At 67.3% G+C, this 16,928-nt stretch carries 16 protein-coding genes; 3 read left to right on the forward strand and 13 right to left on the reverse strand.

Going from position 1 to position 16,928, the window contains the following annotated elements:
• Positions 1-10 precede the first annotated feature (10 nt).
• From ACQR1B_RS22160 to ACQR1B_RS22170, 3 genes are read left to right on the forward strand one after another with little or no spacing between them, the layout of a single operon-like run.
• Complete coding sequence (locus ACQR1B_RS22160; RefSeq protein WP_434833772.1) at positions 11-1,741, forward strand: FAD-dependent oxidoreductase; 1,731 nt, start codon at positions 11-13, stop codon at positions 1,739-1,741.
• Positions 1,738-2,499 (forward strand): SDR family NAD(P)-dependent oxidoreductase, encoded by a 762-nt coding sequence (locus ACQR1B_RS22165; protein WP_434833771.1) that lies wholly within the window; start codon positions 1,738-1,740, stop codon positions 2,497-2,499. Before ACQR1B_RS22160 ends, ACQR1B_RS22165 begins: the two co-directional genes overlap by 4 nt.
• A 34-nt stretch (positions 2,500-2,533) precedes the next feature.
• Positions 2,534-3,322, forward strand: a complete 789-nt coding sequence (locus ACQR1B_RS22170; protein ID WP_434833770.1) for an IclR family transcriptional regulator — start codon at positions 2,534-2,536, stop codon at positions 3,320-3,322.
• Between the two features lie 3 nt (positions 3,323-3,325).
• Here ACQR1B_RS22170 and ACQR1B_RS22175 read toward each other — a convergent pair whose 3' ends face one another.
• The 13 genes from ACQR1B_RS22175 to ACQR1B_RS22235 form a co-directional block, all read right to left on the reverse strand.
• Positions 3,326-3,949 (reverse strand): glutathione S-transferase family protein, encoded by a 624-nt coding sequence (locus tag ACQR1B_RS22175; RefSeq protein ID WP_434833769.1) that lies wholly within the window; start codon positions 3,947-3,949, stop codon positions 3,326-3,328.
• A 128-nt stretch (positions 3,950-4,077) separates the two neighbouring features.
• Positions 4,078-5,679, reverse strand: a complete 1,602-nt coding sequence (locus ACQR1B_RS22180) for an FAD-binding protein (RefSeq protein WP_434833768.1) — start codon at positions 5,677-5,679, stop codon at positions 4,078-4,080.
• On the reverse strand, positions 5,676-7,337 hold the full coding sequence (locus ACQR1B_RS22185) for an acetolactate synthase large subunit (RefSeq protein WP_434833767.1): 1,662 nt from the start codon (positions 7,335-7,337) through the stop codon (positions 5,676-5,678). Before ACQR1B_RS22185 ends, ACQR1B_RS22180 begins: the two co-directional genes overlap by 4 nt.
• Before the next feature lie 321 nt (positions 7,338-7,658).
• Positions 7,659-8,069, reverse strand: a complete 411-nt coding sequence (locus ACQR1B_RS22190) for an ACT domain-containing protein (RefSeq protein ID WP_434833766.1) — start codon at positions 8,067-8,069, stop codon at positions 7,659-7,661.
• 11 nt (positions 8,070-8,080) lie between these two features.
• Complete coding sequence (locus ACQR1B_RS22195; protein WP_434833765.1) at positions 8,081-9,058, reverse strand: glutathione S-transferase family protein; 978 nt, start codon at positions 9,056-9,058, stop codon at positions 8,081-8,083.
• 10 nt (positions 9,059-9,068) lie between these two features.
• The gene (gene recO, locus ACQR1B_RS22200; RefSeq protein WP_434833764.1) at positions 9,069-9,815 is read right to left on the reverse strand and encodes a DNA repair protein RecO; all 747 of its coding nucleotides are present in this window, start codon (positions 9,813-9,815) and stop codon (positions 9,069-9,071) included.
• A 70-nt stretch (positions 9,816-9,885) separates the two neighbouring features.
• Positions 9,886-10,266, reverse strand: coding sequence for a hypothetical protein (locus ACQR1B_RS22205; RefSeq protein ID WP_434833763.1), 381 nt, complete (start codon positions 10,264-10,266; stop codon positions 9,886-9,888).
• Between the two features lie 2 nt (positions 10,267-10,268).
• Positions 10,269-11,195 (reverse strand): GTPase Era, encoded by a 927-nt coding sequence (gene era / locus ACQR1B_RS22210; RefSeq protein ID WP_434833762.1) that lies wholly within the window; start codon positions 11,193-11,195, stop codon positions 10,269-10,271.
• Positions 11,185-12,204: a ribonuclease III gene (gene rnc, locus ACQR1B_RS22215; RefSeq protein ID WP_434833761.1), complete on the reverse strand. Its 1,020-nt coding sequence runs from the start codon at positions 12,202-12,204 to the stop codon at positions 11,185-11,187. Before rnc ends, era begins: the two co-directional genes overlap by 11 nt.
• Positions 12,201-12,962 carry a signal peptidase I gene (lepB, locus tag ACQR1B_RS22220; protein ID WP_434833760.1) on the reverse strand — a complete coding sequence of 254 codons (762 nt, stop codon included), beginning with the start codon at positions 12,960-12,962 and terminating at the stop codon, positions 12,201-12,203. Before lepB ends, rnc begins: the two co-directional genes overlap by 4 nt.
• A gap of 280 nt (positions 12,963-13,242) precedes the next feature.
• Positions 13,243-13,662: a holo-ACP synthase gene (gene acpS, locus ACQR1B_RS22225; RefSeq protein WP_434833759.1), complete on the reverse strand. Its 420-nt coding sequence runs from the start codon at positions 13,660-13,662 to the stop codon at positions 13,243-13,245.
• Positions 13,659-14,441: a pyridoxine 5'-phosphate synthase gene (locus tag ACQR1B_RS22230; RefSeq protein WP_434833758.1), complete on the reverse strand. Its 783-nt coding sequence runs from the start codon at positions 14,439-14,441 to the stop codon at positions 13,659-13,661. Before ACQR1B_RS22230 ends, acpS begins: the two co-directional genes overlap by 4 nt.
• An 81-nt stretch (positions 14,442-14,522) precedes the next feature.
• On the reverse strand, positions 14,523-16,829 hold the full coding sequence (locus tag ACQR1B_RS22235; protein ID WP_434833757.1) for a RelA/SpoT family protein: 2,307 nt from the start codon (positions 16,827-16,829) through the stop codon (positions 14,523-14,525).
• Positions 16,830-16,928: the final 99 nt, after the last annotated feature.

Consider the following 16,928-nt stretch of genomic DNA (forward strand, 5'->3'; position numbering starts at 1 on the left):
GAGCGCACGCATGAGCGGGGCCGACAAGAATGGCGACGTCTACGATTGCGACGTGCTGGTGGTCGGCTCCGGCTGCGCCGGGCTGTCGGCGGCGGTCACCGCCGCCCATGCCGGGCTGAAGGTCGTCGTCACCGAGAAGGAGCCGCGCTTCGGCGGCACCACGGCGCGCTCCGGCGGCTGGCTGTGGATTCCCGGCACGTCGCTGGCCAAGGCCTGGGGCATCGACGAGAGCCCTGAGCTGGCGCGCACCTATCTGCGCCACGAGGCCGGCAACGCGTTCGATGCAGCGCGGGTGGATGCGTTCCTGACCAAGGGCCCCGAGGCGGTCGACTTCTTCACCAGCAAGACCGCGCTGAAATTCGACATGCCGCTGACCTTCCCGGACTATCACGCGGAGGCGCCCGGCGGCACGCAGGGCGGCCGCTCGATGGTCACGCGGCCGTTCGACGGCCGCGAGCTCGGGCCTCACATCAAGGATCTCGGCCAGCCCCTGCCCGAGCTCACGGTGTTCGGCATGATGCTCGGCTCCGGCAAGGAGATCATCCATTTCATGCGCGCGACCAAGTCGCTGGCGTCGGCATTCTACGTCGCCAAGCGGCTGTCGAAGCACGCGCGCGACGTGCTGCGCCATGGCCGCGGCATGACGCTGACCAACGGCAATGCGCTGGCGGGGCGGCTGGCGAAATCGGCGTTCGATCTCGGCATTCCCTTGTGGCTGTCGTCGCCGGTGGCCGAGCTGATCCGCGACGGCGATGCCGTGCGCGGCGCCGTGGTGACGCGGCAGGGCAAGCGCATCCGAGTGAATGCGCAGCTCGGCGTGGTGCTCGCCTGCGGCGGCTTCCCGCACGACGTCGAAAGGCGCAAGGCGCTGTTTCCGCATGCGCCGACCGGCCGGGAGCATGCCTCTCCCGGCCCGGTCGGCAACACCGGCGATGGCCTGCGGCTGGCGGAAGCCGTCGGCGGCCGCGTCGAGGATGGCCTGCCGCATGCGGCGGCGTGGGTGCCGGTCTCCGTCACCACGCGCAAGGACGGCAGCAAGGGCGTGATGCCGCACTTCATCGACCGCGCCAAGCCGGGCGTGATCGCGGTGACCGCGGACGGCGTGCGCTTCGCCAATGAGGGCAATTCCTACCACGACTTCGTGCAGGCGATGGTGAAGACGGCCAGGCCCGGGCGTGAGATCGCGGCGTGGCTCGTCACCGACCACCGCTCGCTGCGCCGCTACGGCCTCGGCTGCGTACCGCCCTTCCCGATGCCGCTTGGCCACCACCTCAGCACAGGCTATCTCAAGCGCGGCGCGACGCTCGCCGAGCTCGCGCGCGTCGCCGGCATCGATGCGATGTCGCTGGAGGCGACGGTGGCCGCGTTCAACGCCGACGCTGATCTCGGGCAGGATCCGGCCTTCGGCAAGGGCTCGCGCGCCTACAACCGCTACCAGGGCGATGCGCTGCACGGGCCGAACCCCTGCGTCGCACCGATCACGGACGGGCCGTTCTACGCGATCAAGATGGTAATCGGCGATCTCGGCACCTATGCCGGCATCCGCACCGACGAGCACGCCCGCGCGCTCGACGCCCAGGGCCAGCCGATCGAGGGGCTGTACGCTGCCGGCAACGACATGGCGAGCATCATGGGCGGCAACTATCCCGGCGCCGGCATCACGCTGGGACCGGCGCTGACCTTCGGCTACATTGCCGGCCGGCATCTCGCCGAACGCGCCGGCCAAAGGAGCGCCGCATGAGCGACAGTCAGATGCTGGCGGGCAAGCTCGCGCTGGTCACGGGCGCGGCGCACGGCAATGGCCGCGCCATCGCGCTCGGGCTCGCCGGCCGCGGCGCCGATGTTGTCATCACCGACATCGACATCGACGGGGCCGAGCGCTGCGCGGCCGAGATCCGCGGCCGTGGCCGCAAGGCGTGGGCACATCGGCTGGATGTCACCGACTCCGCCGGCTGCAAGGCGCTGGCGGCCCAGCTGCGCGCCGAGGTCGGCGCCATCTCCATCCTCGTCAACAATGCCGGCATCATCATCCGCGAGACCATCGACTCGCCGCGCGCCGCGGAGAACTGGCAGCGCGTGCTCGACGTCAATCTCAACGGCGTGTTCAACGTCACCTACGCCTTCCTCGCCGCCTTGCGCGAGACGCGCGGCACGATCGTCAACATCGCCTCCGTCGCCTCCTTCATCGGCATCAGCAACACGCTCGGCTATTCGCCGTCCAAGGGCGGCGTGAAATCGCTGACCCAGGCGCTGGCGCGCGAGCTCGCCGCCGACGGCATTCGCGTCAACGCCATCGCGCCCGGCGTGATCGCCACCGCGATGACGGAATCGACCCGCAACGATCCGGAGCGGCTCGCAGGCTTCATGAGCCGCACCCCGCTCGGCCGCGTCGGCCAGCCGGAGGAGCTCGCCGGCCCGGTGGCCTTCCTGGTCTCGGACATGGCGTCCTACGTCAACGGCGTCACGCTGCCGGTCGACGGCGGCTTCCTGGCGGTGTAGGCAACGGCCGACCCCGCAAATTACAGCAGCAGGCATGAGCAGAGAGAGCCGCGGCATCCAGTCGATCGAGGTGGGCGGCGCGCTGCTGCAGGCGCTGGCGCGCAGCGGCGAGCCGATGATGCTGCGCGACCTCGCGCGCGAGGCCGGGCTGCCGCCCGCCAAGGCGCATCCCTATCTCGTCAGCTTCTCGCGCATCGGCCTGATCGAGCAGGACGCGACCACCGGCCGCTACGAAATCGGCCCGCTCGCGCTCGAGCTCGGCCTGATCAGCCTGCGCCGGCTATCTGCGGTGCGGATCGCGACGCCGAAGATCGCAGCGCTCGCCGGCGCGATCGATCACGCCGTGTCGCTCGCGGTGTGGGGTACCAATGGCCCGACCGTGGTGCGGCTCGAGGAGCCGAGCCATGCCGTGCACATCGTGATGCGCGTCGGCTCGATCATGGCGCTGCTGGAGACCGCGACCGGCCGCGCCTTCGCGGCGTTCCTGCCGCCGAAAACCGTGAAGGCCGCGCTCGACGCGGGCCTCGACCGTCTCGGCGTCGGCTACAATCCGAAGCGCGCACCGAAGAGCCCGAAAGTGACGGAGATGCTGGCCGAGGTGCGCGCGCAAGGCCTGGCGCGCGCCGTCGGCGATCCCCTGCCCGGCGTCAATGCGTTCGCAGCCCCGGTGTTCGATCACGCCGGCCACGTCGCGCTGGTCATCACCGCAATGGGGCCGGCCGGCACCTTCGATGCCGGCTGGCAATCCCCGCTCGCGGCGCGCTTACGCGCCTGCGCAGCCGAGATCTCCAAGCAGCTCGGCCACGGCACCGTGGAACCCTGAGGCTCAGGCTGCGGCGGAGCGCTTCTCCGGCCACGGCTCGGCCCATGCCGGCAGCCGCATCAGCGCGTCGAGCCAACGGACGACGTTGGGGTACGACTCCAGCGGCATCTCCGCCTCGCGCCAGTCGGTTGCCATCGAAGCCGCCGCGAAATCGGCGATGGTCAGCCGGTTGCAGGCGATGTGGCTGTGCGACCGCAGATGCGCGTCGAGCACGGATGCGAAGGTCTTGAGCGGCGCAACCTTGCCGACCAGCGACGCACGATCGGGCACGCCGAGGCCAAAATTCTTCCGCACGATATGCTCGAAATAGAACGGGCTGACGGCCGGATTCCAGTGACTGTCGGTCCAGGCCAACCAGCGCAGCACCTCGATTTGCTCCAAGGAATCGCGCGACGGCCACATGTCGCAACTCTCGCGGATGCACAGATGCGCCATGATGGCGGTGGACTCCCACAGCACGATGTCGCCATCGACCAGCACCGGCGCCTTCATGTTGGGATTGAGCGCGGCGAACTCCGGCGTCTTCAGGCCGCGGCTGATGTCGATGAACTCGGCCGGTACGCCGAGATGCTTGACCAGCGCCAGCACGCGGCGCGGGGCCTGGGCCTTGATCCAATAGATCTTCATGACGGGTCTCCATCTCCCTGTGCCTTGAAGACGAATGTATCAGCCCGGGATCGACAGCCGTCCAAAGAAAATCGTCGCCGGTTCCACCGCACCACACGCAGCGTCGATCGACACAGTCCCGAGCGGGATCACATCGCCCGCACCGCCGCTTGTGCCGTGAGAATGCAGCCGGGCAGGAACGTGCCCTCGAGCGAGCGCTTGCCCGAGGCGCCGCCGCCGCCGAAGCCGGCGGCCTCGCCCACCGCGTAAAGGCCGGAGATCGGCGCGCCGGTGGCATCGAGCACCCGGCTCTGCAGGTCGGTCTTGAGGCCGCCGAGGCTCTTGCGGGTGATCAGCTGGATGTGGATCGCGATGTACGGCCCCGCCCCCGGCGCCTGTAACGGTGCCGGCTTGCAGGTGCGGAGCTTGTCGGGCCCCCACTGCCGCGCGTGAACGATGCGGCGCAGCTGATCGTCATTGTGGAGCTTGTCGCCGTTCTCAAAGTTGGCATCGAAGGCATCGGCGGTCGCCTGCAGCACCTCCGGCTTGACGTCGCTGGTCTGCGTCAGCGCATTCATCTTGGCGGCGAGGCCCGAAAGCGTTGCATCGACCAGGAAATGCCGGCTCTCGCGCTGCATCTGCCTGACCAGGCGGTGGTTGCCGAGCAGCGTCTCCTTCAGGAACATCGGCATCTGCCGGTCGCGGATGCGCGGATTGTGCTCGGCGCCTGAGATGGCGAACTCCCTGGCGGCGATGCGCCAGTTGAGAAGATGCCACGTATACGGCTTCTCCTGCGCGGCGACGCGCTGGCACAGCATGTGGGTGTCGAAGCCGGTCACCAGCGGCTCCGGTCCGATGCGCTCGCCCTTGTGGTTCAGCCACAGCGCCGATTTGCACGGCACCAGCGACAGGCCATGGCCGTCGAAATGCGGGAATGGATGCGGGATGCCGGCGGCGTAGTTCCACATCTCGCCGGCATGCGTGATCTCGGCGCCAAGCGTCTCGGCGGCATGGTGATGCAGCTTGCCGTCCGCGAACGGATGCGCGCCGTTCAGCATCGCCGCCGGCAGCGGTCGGCCCTTCACCCAATTGGCGCGGGCCTCCTCATGACCGCCGTTGATGCCGCCCATCGCCAGCACCGCCACCGGCGCGGCGATGCGGAGTTCGGTGCCGGTCTGCTCGTCGACGGCAACGACACCCGCCACGGCGCCGCCGCCACGACCGAGGCTGACGACGCGATGGCGGTGCAGCAGCGTGAGCCTGCCGCCTGTGTCAGCCGCGCGCATCGCTGCGATCATTACGCGGGTCAGGCGCTGCGAGGTGCCCCAGACGATGTGATAGCGCGGCAGCGCATTGCCGTCGCCCTGCAGGCCGCGCTCGACCCAGTTGACCGCCGGCATGAAGGTCACGCCGTGCGACGAGAGCCAGTCATAGACGTGGCTGCGCGAATGCTCGACGTAGGTGCGCGCCCATTGCAGCGGCCAGTGATCGGATGGATCGAGTTCGCCGAACCTGATCCAATCGCGCAGCGCGATCTCCGGCGTGTCCGGGATCTTCATCCGGGCCTGCAGCGGCGTGCCGACCAGCGCCATGCCGCCGAATGCCCACAGCGCCAGCCCGCCGAACCGCTCCGGCGTATCACGATCGACGATCACAACCGACCTGCCGGCGCGCAACGCCTCCAGCGCGGTGACGATGCCGGCGAGACCGCCGCCGGCAATGACGACGTCGGATTGCAGCGTCACGCTCACGGTGCGATCTTGCGCTTGAGCATGCGCGCCACCGACAACGGAAGGCGGTCGAGCGATCCCAAGAGATGCGGCAGCAGCTTCAGCTTGAGACCACGGAGCGCGGGCGGCACCATCGCTTCGATCAGGTGCGGTCCCGGCGTCGTCAGCGCCCGCGCCAGGGCGTCGGTGAATTCGTCGGGCGTGGCGGCGCGGCTCGATGGCACGCCCATGGCGTCGGCGATCTGCGCGAACTTCAAGACCGGCCCGTGCAGGTCGAGTTGCGCCTTCGCCTTCGGTCCGATCTCCTCGGCGCCGACCCGCTCGAGCTCGACATTGAGGACCGAGTAGGACGCGTTGTTGAAGATGATGGCGGTGACGTCGAGCCGCTCGCGCGCCATCGTCCACAGCGACTGGATCGTGTACATCGAGCTGCCGTCGCCGATCAGCGCGATCACCGGCCGGTCGGGACAGGCGATCGCCGCTCCGATCGCGTTCGGCAGCCCCTGCCCGATGGCGCCGCCGGTCAAGGTGATCAGATCATGCCGCGGCGCGCCGGCCGTGAACTTCGACAGCATCAGGCCGGAGCTGATCGCCTCGTCGATGATGATGGCGTTCTCGGAGAGCAGATGGCCGACGGCCTTGCAGACCTTTTCCGCCGTGAGCTTCCTGCCGCGCGGGCGTCCGGGCCGCGCGGGCGGCGACAGCGCCGGCGTGGCGCGCTCGGCCTCCAGCGCCTTGACGAGCTTCGCCAGGCTCCCTGCCGGATCCTCGGCTGGCGTCGACAAGGTCAGAACCTTGCAGCCGTCATGCGGCAGATAGCTCTTCTTGCCCGGATAGGCGAAGAACGACACCGGCGCCTTGGTGTCGACCAGGATCAGCGTGTCGATCTCCTTGAGCTGGACCTGCGCCATCTCGGCGAGATAGGCGATGCGATCGACCTGCGGCAGGCCCGCGCCGCGCTGCATGCGGGTCGGAAACGTTTCCGCATAGACCTTGACGCCTGACGTCGCAGCAATGCGCGCGGCCGCCAGCAGCGACTCCTCGTGCAGCGCCGTGCCGCCGAGCAGAAGAGCGTTGCGGCCGCCGGCCTTGATGGTGGCAGCGACGGCCTGCACGGTGGCGTCGTCGGCAGCCGGCGGCGGCTCGATCACCGGCGCTGGCTCGGCCACGCCGCCCTCGCCCCAGGAGACATCGGCCGGCAGGATCAGGGTGGCGACCTGCCCGGGCCGGGAGCACGCCGCCTTCACAGCGGCGACCGCGTCGCGGCACAGCTCTGAGGTGACCTGGGAGGTCCAGACGAAGCCCGGGGAGACGTTGCGCGCGACAGTCTCGATATCGGACTGCAGCTGCGCGTCATACTGGACGTGGTAGGTGGCGTGGTCGCCGACGATGTTGACGACGGGCACCTTGCCCTTGCGCGCATTGTGCAGGTTGGCAAGGCCGTTGCCGAGACCACAGCCGAGATGCAGCAGGGTTGCCGCGGGCATGCCGGTCATCCGGGCATAGCCGTCCGCGGCGCCCGTCGCGACGCCCTCGAACAGGCAGAGCACGGCGCGCATCTCGGCTGCGGAATCCAGCGCGGCGACGAAATGCATCTCGGAGGTGCCGGGATTGGTGAAGCAGACCCGGATGCCGCAATTGACCAGGGTCCGTATCAGAGCTTGCGCGCCGTTGGGCATGAAAGGCCTATTCCCACGTGATCGACAGACCTTGGGCAGGCTGACGCAGAATGCGCAACGCGGCCTGAACGCTATCGAGTCGCACAGGCTTTCGTCCCGCCAAATCGATCACGCGCATGGCCGCCCCTCGTCCGTACGCCACGTCCCGACGGCTCGCGACCGACCGGCTTCGCTTCGACGCTCCCCCAAGTTGCACGCATTGTGGGATTGCCGCTGTCGAAAATGCAATGAATTTGTCTTGCCTCGATCGCTGTCCGGGATCATCGATCGGTCCACCGCGCGAAGCTTCGGCGCTGCACGGTCGGAGCTGGACCGTCAGCCTCAGTCCACGACCGACGGTGCAGACAGATCGCGCAGCAGCTGCAACGCCTCAGCGGCCCGATGCTCGGGCACGAACAGATGGTCGTGGTGAAACGCCGAGACCGCGTTGACGCTGATGCCGGCGGCGGCCAGCTCCGTCGTGACGGCGGCCAGGAAGCCGACCGCGTCCAATGCGGACTGCACCGAGAGCGTGATCAGGCGTGAGGCGAACTGATATGGCAGCCCTGCACGCTCAGCCTCCTCGCGGCGAACGACCAGCGTGATCCCTTCGCGCTCGCGGAACAGCAGCAGCGGCGTCAGCGTGGCGGGACAGCCGTCCTCGGCGGCGATGCTGCAGAACACGAAGACGCCGTCCTGCAGCTCCGGCGTCATGGTCCGCAGCAGCGTGTCCAGATCACGCTCGGCAGACATGAACCCGCCCCCTACAGCCGCTCGCGGCCATGCGGCGCGGTGAAATCCTGCAGCGGTCCGACCGGGACGATGCCGGTCGGATTGATGGTGACGTGGCTCTCGTAATAGTGCCGCTTGATGTGCTCGAAATTCACCGTCGCTGCTATGCCCGGCCATTGGTAGAGGTCGCGCGTGTAGGCCGAAAGATGCGGATAGTCGGCGATGCGGCGGATGTTGCACTTGAAGTGGCCGACATAGACGGCATCGAAGCGGATCAGGGTCGTGAACAGCCGGATGTCGGCCTCGGTCATGGCATCGCCGAGCAGAAAACGCCGCGTCGACAGCCGCTCCTCCAGCCAGTCGAGCGTCGCGAACAGCGGCGCGACCGCTTCCTCATAGGCCGCCTGCGTGGTGGCAAAGCCGCTCTTGTAGACGCCGTTGTTGACCGTGTCGTAGACGCGGGCGTTGATCGCGTCGATCTCGCCGCGCAGCGCCTCCGGATAATAGTCGCCGGGCTCCGCGCCTATGCCGTTGAAGGCCGAGTTCAGCATGCGGATGATTTCCGAGGACTCGTTGTTGACGATGGTGCGCTGCGCCTTGTCCCACAGCACCGGCACCGTGACGCGCCCAGAGTAACGCGGATCGGCCGCGGTGTAGACCTGATGCAAGAACTCCGCGCGATTGATCGCATCGGCCACGACGCCGGGTCCGTCGGCAAACGTCCAGCCCTGCTCGCGCATCAGCCAGTGCACCACCGACACCGAGATCATGCGATCGAGCCCCTTCAGCGCGCGCATGATCAGGGTGCGGTGCGCCCATGGGCAAGCGAGGCTGACATAGAGATGATAGCGACCGGCCTCCGCCGTGAAGCCGCCGGCGCCGCTTGGGCCGGGAGCGCCATCTGGCGTGACGAAGCTGCGGAAGGCCGAATCCTTGCGGACGAAGCGGCCGCCCGAGGCCGACGTGTCGTACCAGACATCGTGCCATTGGCCGTCGACGAGCAGTCCCATGATCGTTCTCCTACGCCCGCGCCAGCCGCGCCCGCGCCCGCGTCACCGCATTGATGAAGCCCTCGCGGGCATCGGAATGGCCCTGCCCGCGCGGCTCCAGCACGTGACGCAGCAGGAACAGCCCGGTCAGACGGAAGCCGTCGACGAGATCCTGATCGGACCAGCCGTGGTCTTGCTCGGCGTCGCGCAGGAACGGCGGCAGCGGCAGCAGCCGGTCGGCCCAGGGCGCGCCGGCCGTGCGCGAGACCGCACTGCCCGATTTGGGCGAGACGTAGATCAGGTCGGAGGTCTCGCCGGTGGCGGCACAAGCTTCCAGATCGAGTCCGAAGCCGAGCTCGGCCAGGATCGCGAGCTCGAAGCGTACGATGTGGGCGGCGGCGCCGCCCGCATCCTCGAAATCATCCAGCGCGTGTTCGAGCCTGAGATAGATGTCCTCGTGCGGATCGCGTTCGGGCAAGAGCCGCGCCAGCGACGCCAGATGCGTGACGCCATAGACGCCGTGCGAGGCGGACATCAGTTCGGCCGCGCGCAAGGTCAGTCCATCGATGGCGTACATGCCGAGGTGCTCGTCGAGCCGGGCACGCCAGACCGCGCGCACGGTGTTGCCCGGCTGCAGGACCGGCCGCATGCGCTTGCCGCTGGCGCCGCGGACGAGACCGAGATGGCGGCCGTGCTCGCGGGTCAGGAGCTCGAGCACGGCGGAGGATTCGCCGTGTCGCCGCAGCCCCAACACGATGCCGTCATCGGTCCATTCCATCGCGTGAACGGTCTCCACGGATTCGCGGGCCGGAGCCGGGCCGCGCAACAGCAACCCTACACCCGCTTCGTCACGCGTTGAACCAGCCGCGGGCGTCGCCGGTGAACGAGTAGTACAATCCCATCGTCGTCAGCGCGCAGGAAATCACCTCGATGCCGGCGTCGAGGGTCATGCCCTTCTGGCTGATGACCTGGATCAGTCCGATGTCGGACAAAACGAGCGCGCCGAGCAGCACCCAGCGCGGCCAGTTCTTGCGCCGCTGCGCTGCGAGGTGGACGAAATAGAGCAGCAGCAGGATAACGCCGCCGCTGAAAATCGTCTGCTGCGTGAGCATGGCCTCGGTCATCTCGGGGTTCGGCGTGCGGTCCGACACGGCAACCGACAGCGCATCCAGCATCAGCGAGATGTAGAGCAGCACTTCGAACCACAACACGTTGCGCGGCACGCTCATTGTCATTCCCTGGGGAACTCGAGCCCCATTTCCCGATAGCGGTCGGGATCGTCACCCCAGTTCTCACGCACCTTCACGAACAGGAACAGGTGCACAGGCACGCCGGTGATCTCGGCGATCTCCTTGCGCGACTGCGCGCCGATCGACTTGATCGTCGCGCCGGCCTTGCCGAGCACGATCTTGCGCTGGCTGTCGCGCTCGACGAAGATCGTCTGCTCGATCCGGATCGAGCCGTCCTTGCGCTCGGTCCAGCTGTCGGTCTCGACCGTGGACTGGTACGGCAGCTCCTGATGCAGATGCGAATAGATCTTCTCGCGGGTGATCTCGGCCGCAAGGTGCCGCATCGGCGCGTCCGACATCTGGTCTTCGGGGTAGTGAAACGGCCCCGGCGGCACCATCTCCGCCAGCGTCCGTCTAAGATCGTCGACGCCGTCGCCCGAGATCGCCGAGATCATGAAGGTCCGCGCGAAGGGCAGCTTGTCGTTGGCCGCGGCGACCAGCGCCAGCAGTTTTTCGCGCGGCACCAGGTCGACTTTGTTGACGATCAGAATCTTTTCGTGCGCGACCGAGGCTGCCCTGTCGATGATCGCCTGCGCCTCGTCGTCGATGCCCTTCTTGGCGTCGAGCAGCACGCAGACGAGATCGGCGTCATGGGCGCCGCTCCAGGCCGTCGTCACCATCGCGCGATCGAGCCGGCGCTTGGGCGAGAAGATGCCGGGCGTATCGACCAGGATGATCTGCGACGCCCCCTCAATGACGATGCCGCGGATCAGCGCGCGCGTCGTCTGCACCTTGCGCGAGACGATCGTGACCTTGGAGCCGACCAGCGCATTGACGAGCGTCGACTTGCCGACGTTCGGCGCGCCGATCAGCGCGACGAAGCCGCAGCGGGTCTCGGCGCCGCGCGCGGCCTGTTGCTCAGCCGTCATTGCTGCCGCCGCTGACGCCTTCACGTTCGATCATCACCGATGCCGCTACCTTTTCTGCCGCCCGCTTGGAGCCGCCGACACCTTCGGCCGGCTCGAGGCCCGGCAGATCGACGGCGACGCGGAATTGCGGATCATGATGAGGACCGGTGCGCTCGACCTCGCGATAGACCGGCGTGGGCAGTCCCTTGCCCTGGGCCCATTCCTGCAGCACCGTCTTCGGGTCGCGCAGCGGACGCCGGGGCTTGTGCATGCGCTCGGTCCAGTTGCGCTCGACGAAGCTCGCCGCAGCGGCGTAACCGCCATCGAGGAAGATCGCGCCGATCACCGCTTCACAGACATCGCCCAGCACCGATTTGCGCAGCCGCGCTCCGGCCCCTGCTCCGACCGCGCCGAGCTTGATGTCGTCGAGCAGCCCGAGCGATTTGGCGACGTCGGCACAGCTCTCCTTGCGCACGAGATCGGCCAGCCGCTTCGACAATTCGCCCTCGTCGGCGCTCGGAAACGAGCGATAAAGCATGTCGGAGACGATCAGGCCGAGGACATGGTCGCCGAGAAATTCGAGCCGCTGATAGCTGTCGCCGCGCTTCTTGGAGGATTTCAGCGCGGACACATGCGTGAAGGCGGTGCTGAGCAGCGAGGGATCGGCGAAGCGGTGGCCGATGCGCGCCTCGATGGCGGCATTCGCCGCCTTCTCGGCGGCCTTGGCACTCTTCGCGGCGCCTGTCCCCGGGCTCTTGGTGCGGCGACCGCCCTTGGCCTTGCGCGGCTTCCCCTCGGGATCGGCTTCAGCGCCAAGCACGGCGAGGTCCGGCGCATTCTCAGCAGCCGCGATCGATTCGCCGCCGCCTTCGTTCTTCGCTTCCGCCTTGGCTTCGACCTTGGGCTCCGCCTTCATCTCAGGCTTCGGACGCGACGCGGCCTTCGGCGCCGCCTCGAGCGTGCCCGCGCCGGGTTGCTGGCTCGCCGTGGCGGCCTGCGTCGTCTGGATCTCGGGTGAATCGTCGATCATCGCACGATTTTGAACAGACGGTCCCAGCGGATGGACATGGGCCAGCGCCAGAACGCCCAGGCGTGCTCGCCTTCGCGAATGGAGAAGAAGATCATCTGGGCGCGGCCGATGATGTTTTCGAACGGCACGTAGCCGACCGCCAGCGGCACGCGGCTGTCCGTCGAATTGTCGCGGTTGTCGCCCATCATGAAGAAGTTGCCGGGCGGCACGGTGTAGACGTCCGTATTATCGTAGGGCCCGTGATCGAAGCAATCCAAGGTCTCGTAGCTGACGCCGTTCGGCAGCGTCTCCTTCCAAGCCTTCACGCGCGCGATCGAGTCGGCCGTGCCGCAAGGGTCCTCCCCGACGAAGTCCTTCAGCCGCTCGCGCTGCACGGGCACGTCGTTGATGTAGAGCAGACCATCGCGCATCTGGATGCGGTCGCCGGGCAGACCGATCACACGCTTGATGTAGTCGATCTCGGTGTCCTTCGGCAGCCGGAACACCACGATGTCACCGCGCTTCGGCTCGGAGCCGAAGACGCGTCCGGAAAAGATGTTCGGCGACTGCGGAATGGAGAAGTGGCTATAGCCGTACGAATATTTCGACACGAACAGATAGTCGCCGACCAGCAGCGTCGCCTTCATCGAGCCGGAGGGGATGTTGAACGGCTGGAACAGGAAGGTGCGGATCACAAGCGCGATCAGGAGGGCGTGAACGACGACCCGAACGGTTTCACCGAGGCCGCTCTCAGTCTTGGTTCCGGAGGTCACGCTCATCGCTCTTCAATGTCCCTGGGCGAATGATCCGACGATTCGCCAGCCGTTGCATAACACCCCCCGTCCGCGAACAACGTACCGTTCCGCGGCCTGGAGAAGTCTGTCCTGATTCTGGTGGTTAAGGCCAACTCCGGTTTGACCCAGAATCCGCCCATGGCGCAGCCGCTTCGATCCCAGCGGGTTTTAGACGACTGCGCGGGGCCGCGCAATCAATGGCCGCATCAAAACTACATAACTATCTGCAATCTATCACATTTTTTGTTTTTCTGCGGGCGCGGTTTCAGGATGGCTCGCGGCGCACGGCCGAGATGATGACGAAGGCCTGGGCCAACGGCCAGTCGTCGGTGATCGACAGGTCGATGCGGGCCTCGTGCCCCTCGGGCGTCAGCGCCTTCAGCCGCTCGGCCGCCCCGCCCGTCAATTGCAGGGTCGGCCGCCCCCCCGGCAGATTGACCACGCCCATATCCCGCCACCACACCCCGTGCCGGATGCCGGTGCCCAGCGCCTTGGCGCAGGCCTCCTTGGCGGCGAATCGCTTGGCATAGGTGGCGACGACCATCTTCTCGTTCTTGGACCGCCGCTCGGCCTTGGCGCGCTCGGCCGCGGTGAAGATGCGCTCCAGGAAGCGCTCGCCGTGACGCTCCAGCACCTCGGCCACACGGCGGATGTCGATCAGGTCGGAGCCGATGCCGATGATCATGCCGATGTCCCCAGCCGGGCGCGGCCGCGATCCATCGCCGCGCGCATGGTCCGCACGCTCTCGGCGAGGCCGACGAACAGCGCCTCGCCCATCATGAAGTAGCCGATGTTCAGCTCGACGATCTCCGGCAGCGCCGCGATCTGCTCGGCGGTCGCATAATCGAGGCCATGGCCGGCATGCACCTCGAGCCCCGCCGCATAGGCCAGCCGGGCGCCGGTCACGATCCGCTGCCACTCCGCGTCCGCCTTGGCATGGTGCCCCTCGGTGACGGCATCGCACCAGCCGCCGGTGTGGATTTCGATGACGGGCGCACGCAGCCGCGCCGCCATCTCGATCTGGGCGGGATCGGCGGCGATGAACAGCGACACCCGGATTCCGGCATCGTTGAGCCGGGCGATCGCCGGCGCCAGCGCATTGTGCTGGCCGACCACGTCCAGACCACCCTCGGTGGTCAGTTCCTCGCGCCGCTCCGGCACCAGGCAGCAGGCGTGCGGCCGGATCGCGAGCGCGATCCGTACCATCTCTTCGGTGGCCGCCATCTCGAAATTGAGCGGCTTGGCGATCTCCGCCTTCAGACGCGCCATGTCGTCGTCGCGGATGTGCCGCCGGTCCTCGCGCAGATGCGCGGTGATTCCGTCGGCCCCCGCCTCGATCGCCAGCAGCGCCGCGCGGACCGGATCCGGGAGGCGGCCGCCGCGCGCATTCCGCAGCGTCGCGATGTGGTCGACATTGACGCCGAGGCGCAACTTCGGAGGATGGGGCTTCGTAGGATCTGACATGGTCCGGCTCGCAGGACTCTCGAGAGTGACGTGGCTGCTTTAGCGCATCACGAGATCAAACGCTGCCGCCAAAGCGGCAGATTAGCCATTCACCCGGTCGACCCTCGCCACGATGGTCTTGGCGCGCAGCTGGTTGATGATCGCCGAGAGATGCTTGAGGTCGTAGACTTCGAGATCGATCGTGAGCTCGGTGAAGTCGGGCGAGCGGCGGCTCATGCTGATGTTGTCGATGTTGCCGTCATGCTCGGCGATCACGGTCGCGACCTGGGCGAGGCTGCCGGGCTCGTTGACGTTCTCGACCCGGATACGCGCGGGGAAGCGCTGCGGCGTGGTCTCGTCGACGTCCCAGCGCACGTCGAGCCAGCGCTCCGGCTCCTCCTCGAAATCCTTCAGCGCCGGCGACTGGATCGGATAGATCGTGATCCCTTCGCCCGGCGTCACGATGCCGACGATGCGGTCGCCCGGAACGGCGCCGCCATTGGGCGCGAACTTGACCGGCAGGCCGGAGTTCAGGCCGCTGATCGGAATCGCGAACGGACCGCGGTGGGGCTCGGCGGTCGGCGCCGGCGCGGCCTTGGTTGCGGTTGCCGGCGCGGCGGTCTTCTTGGCGCCGTAGCGCACCACGCGCTCTTCCTTGTAGTCCGGATACATCGCACGCGCGACGTCGGAGGCCTTGATCTCGCCGCGGCCGACCGCGGCCATCACGTCATCGATCGAGGCCCGCGCCAGGCGCGGCAACGCGCCCTTGAGCTTGTCGTCGGCATATTCGAGCTTGGTGCGCTCGAACAGGCGTTCGACGATGCGCCGGCCGAGCCCGGCATATTGATCGCGCACGGCGGTACGCGTGGCGCGCCGGATCGCCGCCCGCGCCTTGCCGGTGATGGCGAGCGTCTCCCACGCCGACGGCGGCGCGGACTGTGCATCCGAGGTCAGGACTTCGACCTCGTCCCCGTTCTGCAACTCGGACGAGAGGGCCGCGAACTTGCCGTTGATCTTGCAGCCGACCGCGCTGTTGCCGACGTCGGTGTGGACGGCGTAGGCGAAGTCGATCACATTTGCGTGGCGAGGCAGCGCGATCAGCTTGCCCTTGGGCGTGAAGCAGAACACCTGATCGTGAAACAGCTCGAGCTTGGTATGCTCGAGGAATTCCTCCGGATTGGCGCTCTCGGAGAGGATGCCGATGGTGTGGCGCAGCCATGCGAATGCGTTCGATTCGCGCTTGAGCCGCTCCGTCGGAGAACCGATGTCGTCCTTGTAGAAGGCATGGGCGGCGATGCCGAGCTCGGCGATCTGGTCCATCTCCTCGGTGCGAATCTGCAGTTCGACCCGCTGCTTGCCAGGACCGATCACAGTCGTGTGTATCGAGCGATAATCGTTCTGCTTGGGCGTCGAGATGTAGTCCTTGAAGCGCCCCGGCACGACGGGCCACGTGGTATGCACGATGCCCAGCGCCCGATAGCAGGATTCGAGGTCCGGCATGATGACGCGAAAGCCGAAGATGTCGGACAGCTGCTCGAACCCGATCGATTTGCGCTCCATCTTGGTCCAGATCGAGAATGGGCGCTTGCGGCGGCCGAACACGCGCGCCGTCAGACCATGGTCGCGAAACTTGCGCGCCAGCTGGCTCTCGATTTCGCCGATCAGGTTGCGGTTGCGCTCAGCCAGCGCGTCCAGCCGCTGCATCACGACGCTATAGGCCTGCGGATCGAGCGTCCGGAACGAGAGGTCCTCGAGCTCCTCGCGCATCTCCTGCATGCCCATGCGGCCGGCGAGCGGCGCGTAGATGTCGAGCGTCTCCTCGGCGATGCGCCGGCGCGAGGCCTCGGGCACGAATTCGAGCGTGCGCATGTTATGCAATCGATCGGCAAGCTTGACCAGCAGCACACGCACGTCGTCGGCGATCGCCAGCAGCAGCTTGCGGAGGTTCTCGGCCTGCTTGGCCTCGCGCGAGACGAGTTCGAGCCGCTTCAGCTTGGTGAGGCCCTCGACCAGGGCGCCGATCTCCGGTCCGAAGAATCGGTCGATCTCGGCGCGGGTCGCCTCGGTGTCCTCGATCGTATCGTGGAGCAACGCCGCGACGATGGTGGCATCGTCGAGCTTGAGGTCGGTCAGAATGGCCGCCACTTCGAGCGGATGGGTGAAATAGGGATCGCCCGAGGCCCGGGTCTGCGACCCGTGCGCCTTCATCGCATAGACATAGGCGCGGTTGAGCAGATCCTCGTTCGTATCCGGATTGTAGGACCGGACCCGCTCGACGAGATCGTACTGCCGCATCATGCGCGAGCGCGGCTTCTGCGGCCGTGTCCGCTCAGCCGGAGGCGGCGGCGCCAATGCAGCCGATTCGGCCGCCGCCTGCATCTGTGGAGGAGTGTGGTGCGAGACCACCATGAAAAATGTCTAAACCTTTATCGTTTGGGCCGAATCCGGCGACCGCCAACCCATTACCGCGGTCCTATGGTAATCACGAAACCACGTTCAAATGCAAAG

The organism is Bradyrhizobium oligotrophicum, assembly GCF_051168495.1.
GTDB classification, from domain to species: Bacteria; Pseudomonadota; Alphaproteobacteria; order Rhizobiales; family Xanthobacteraceae; genus Bradyrhizobium; species Bradyrhizobium oligotrophicum_A.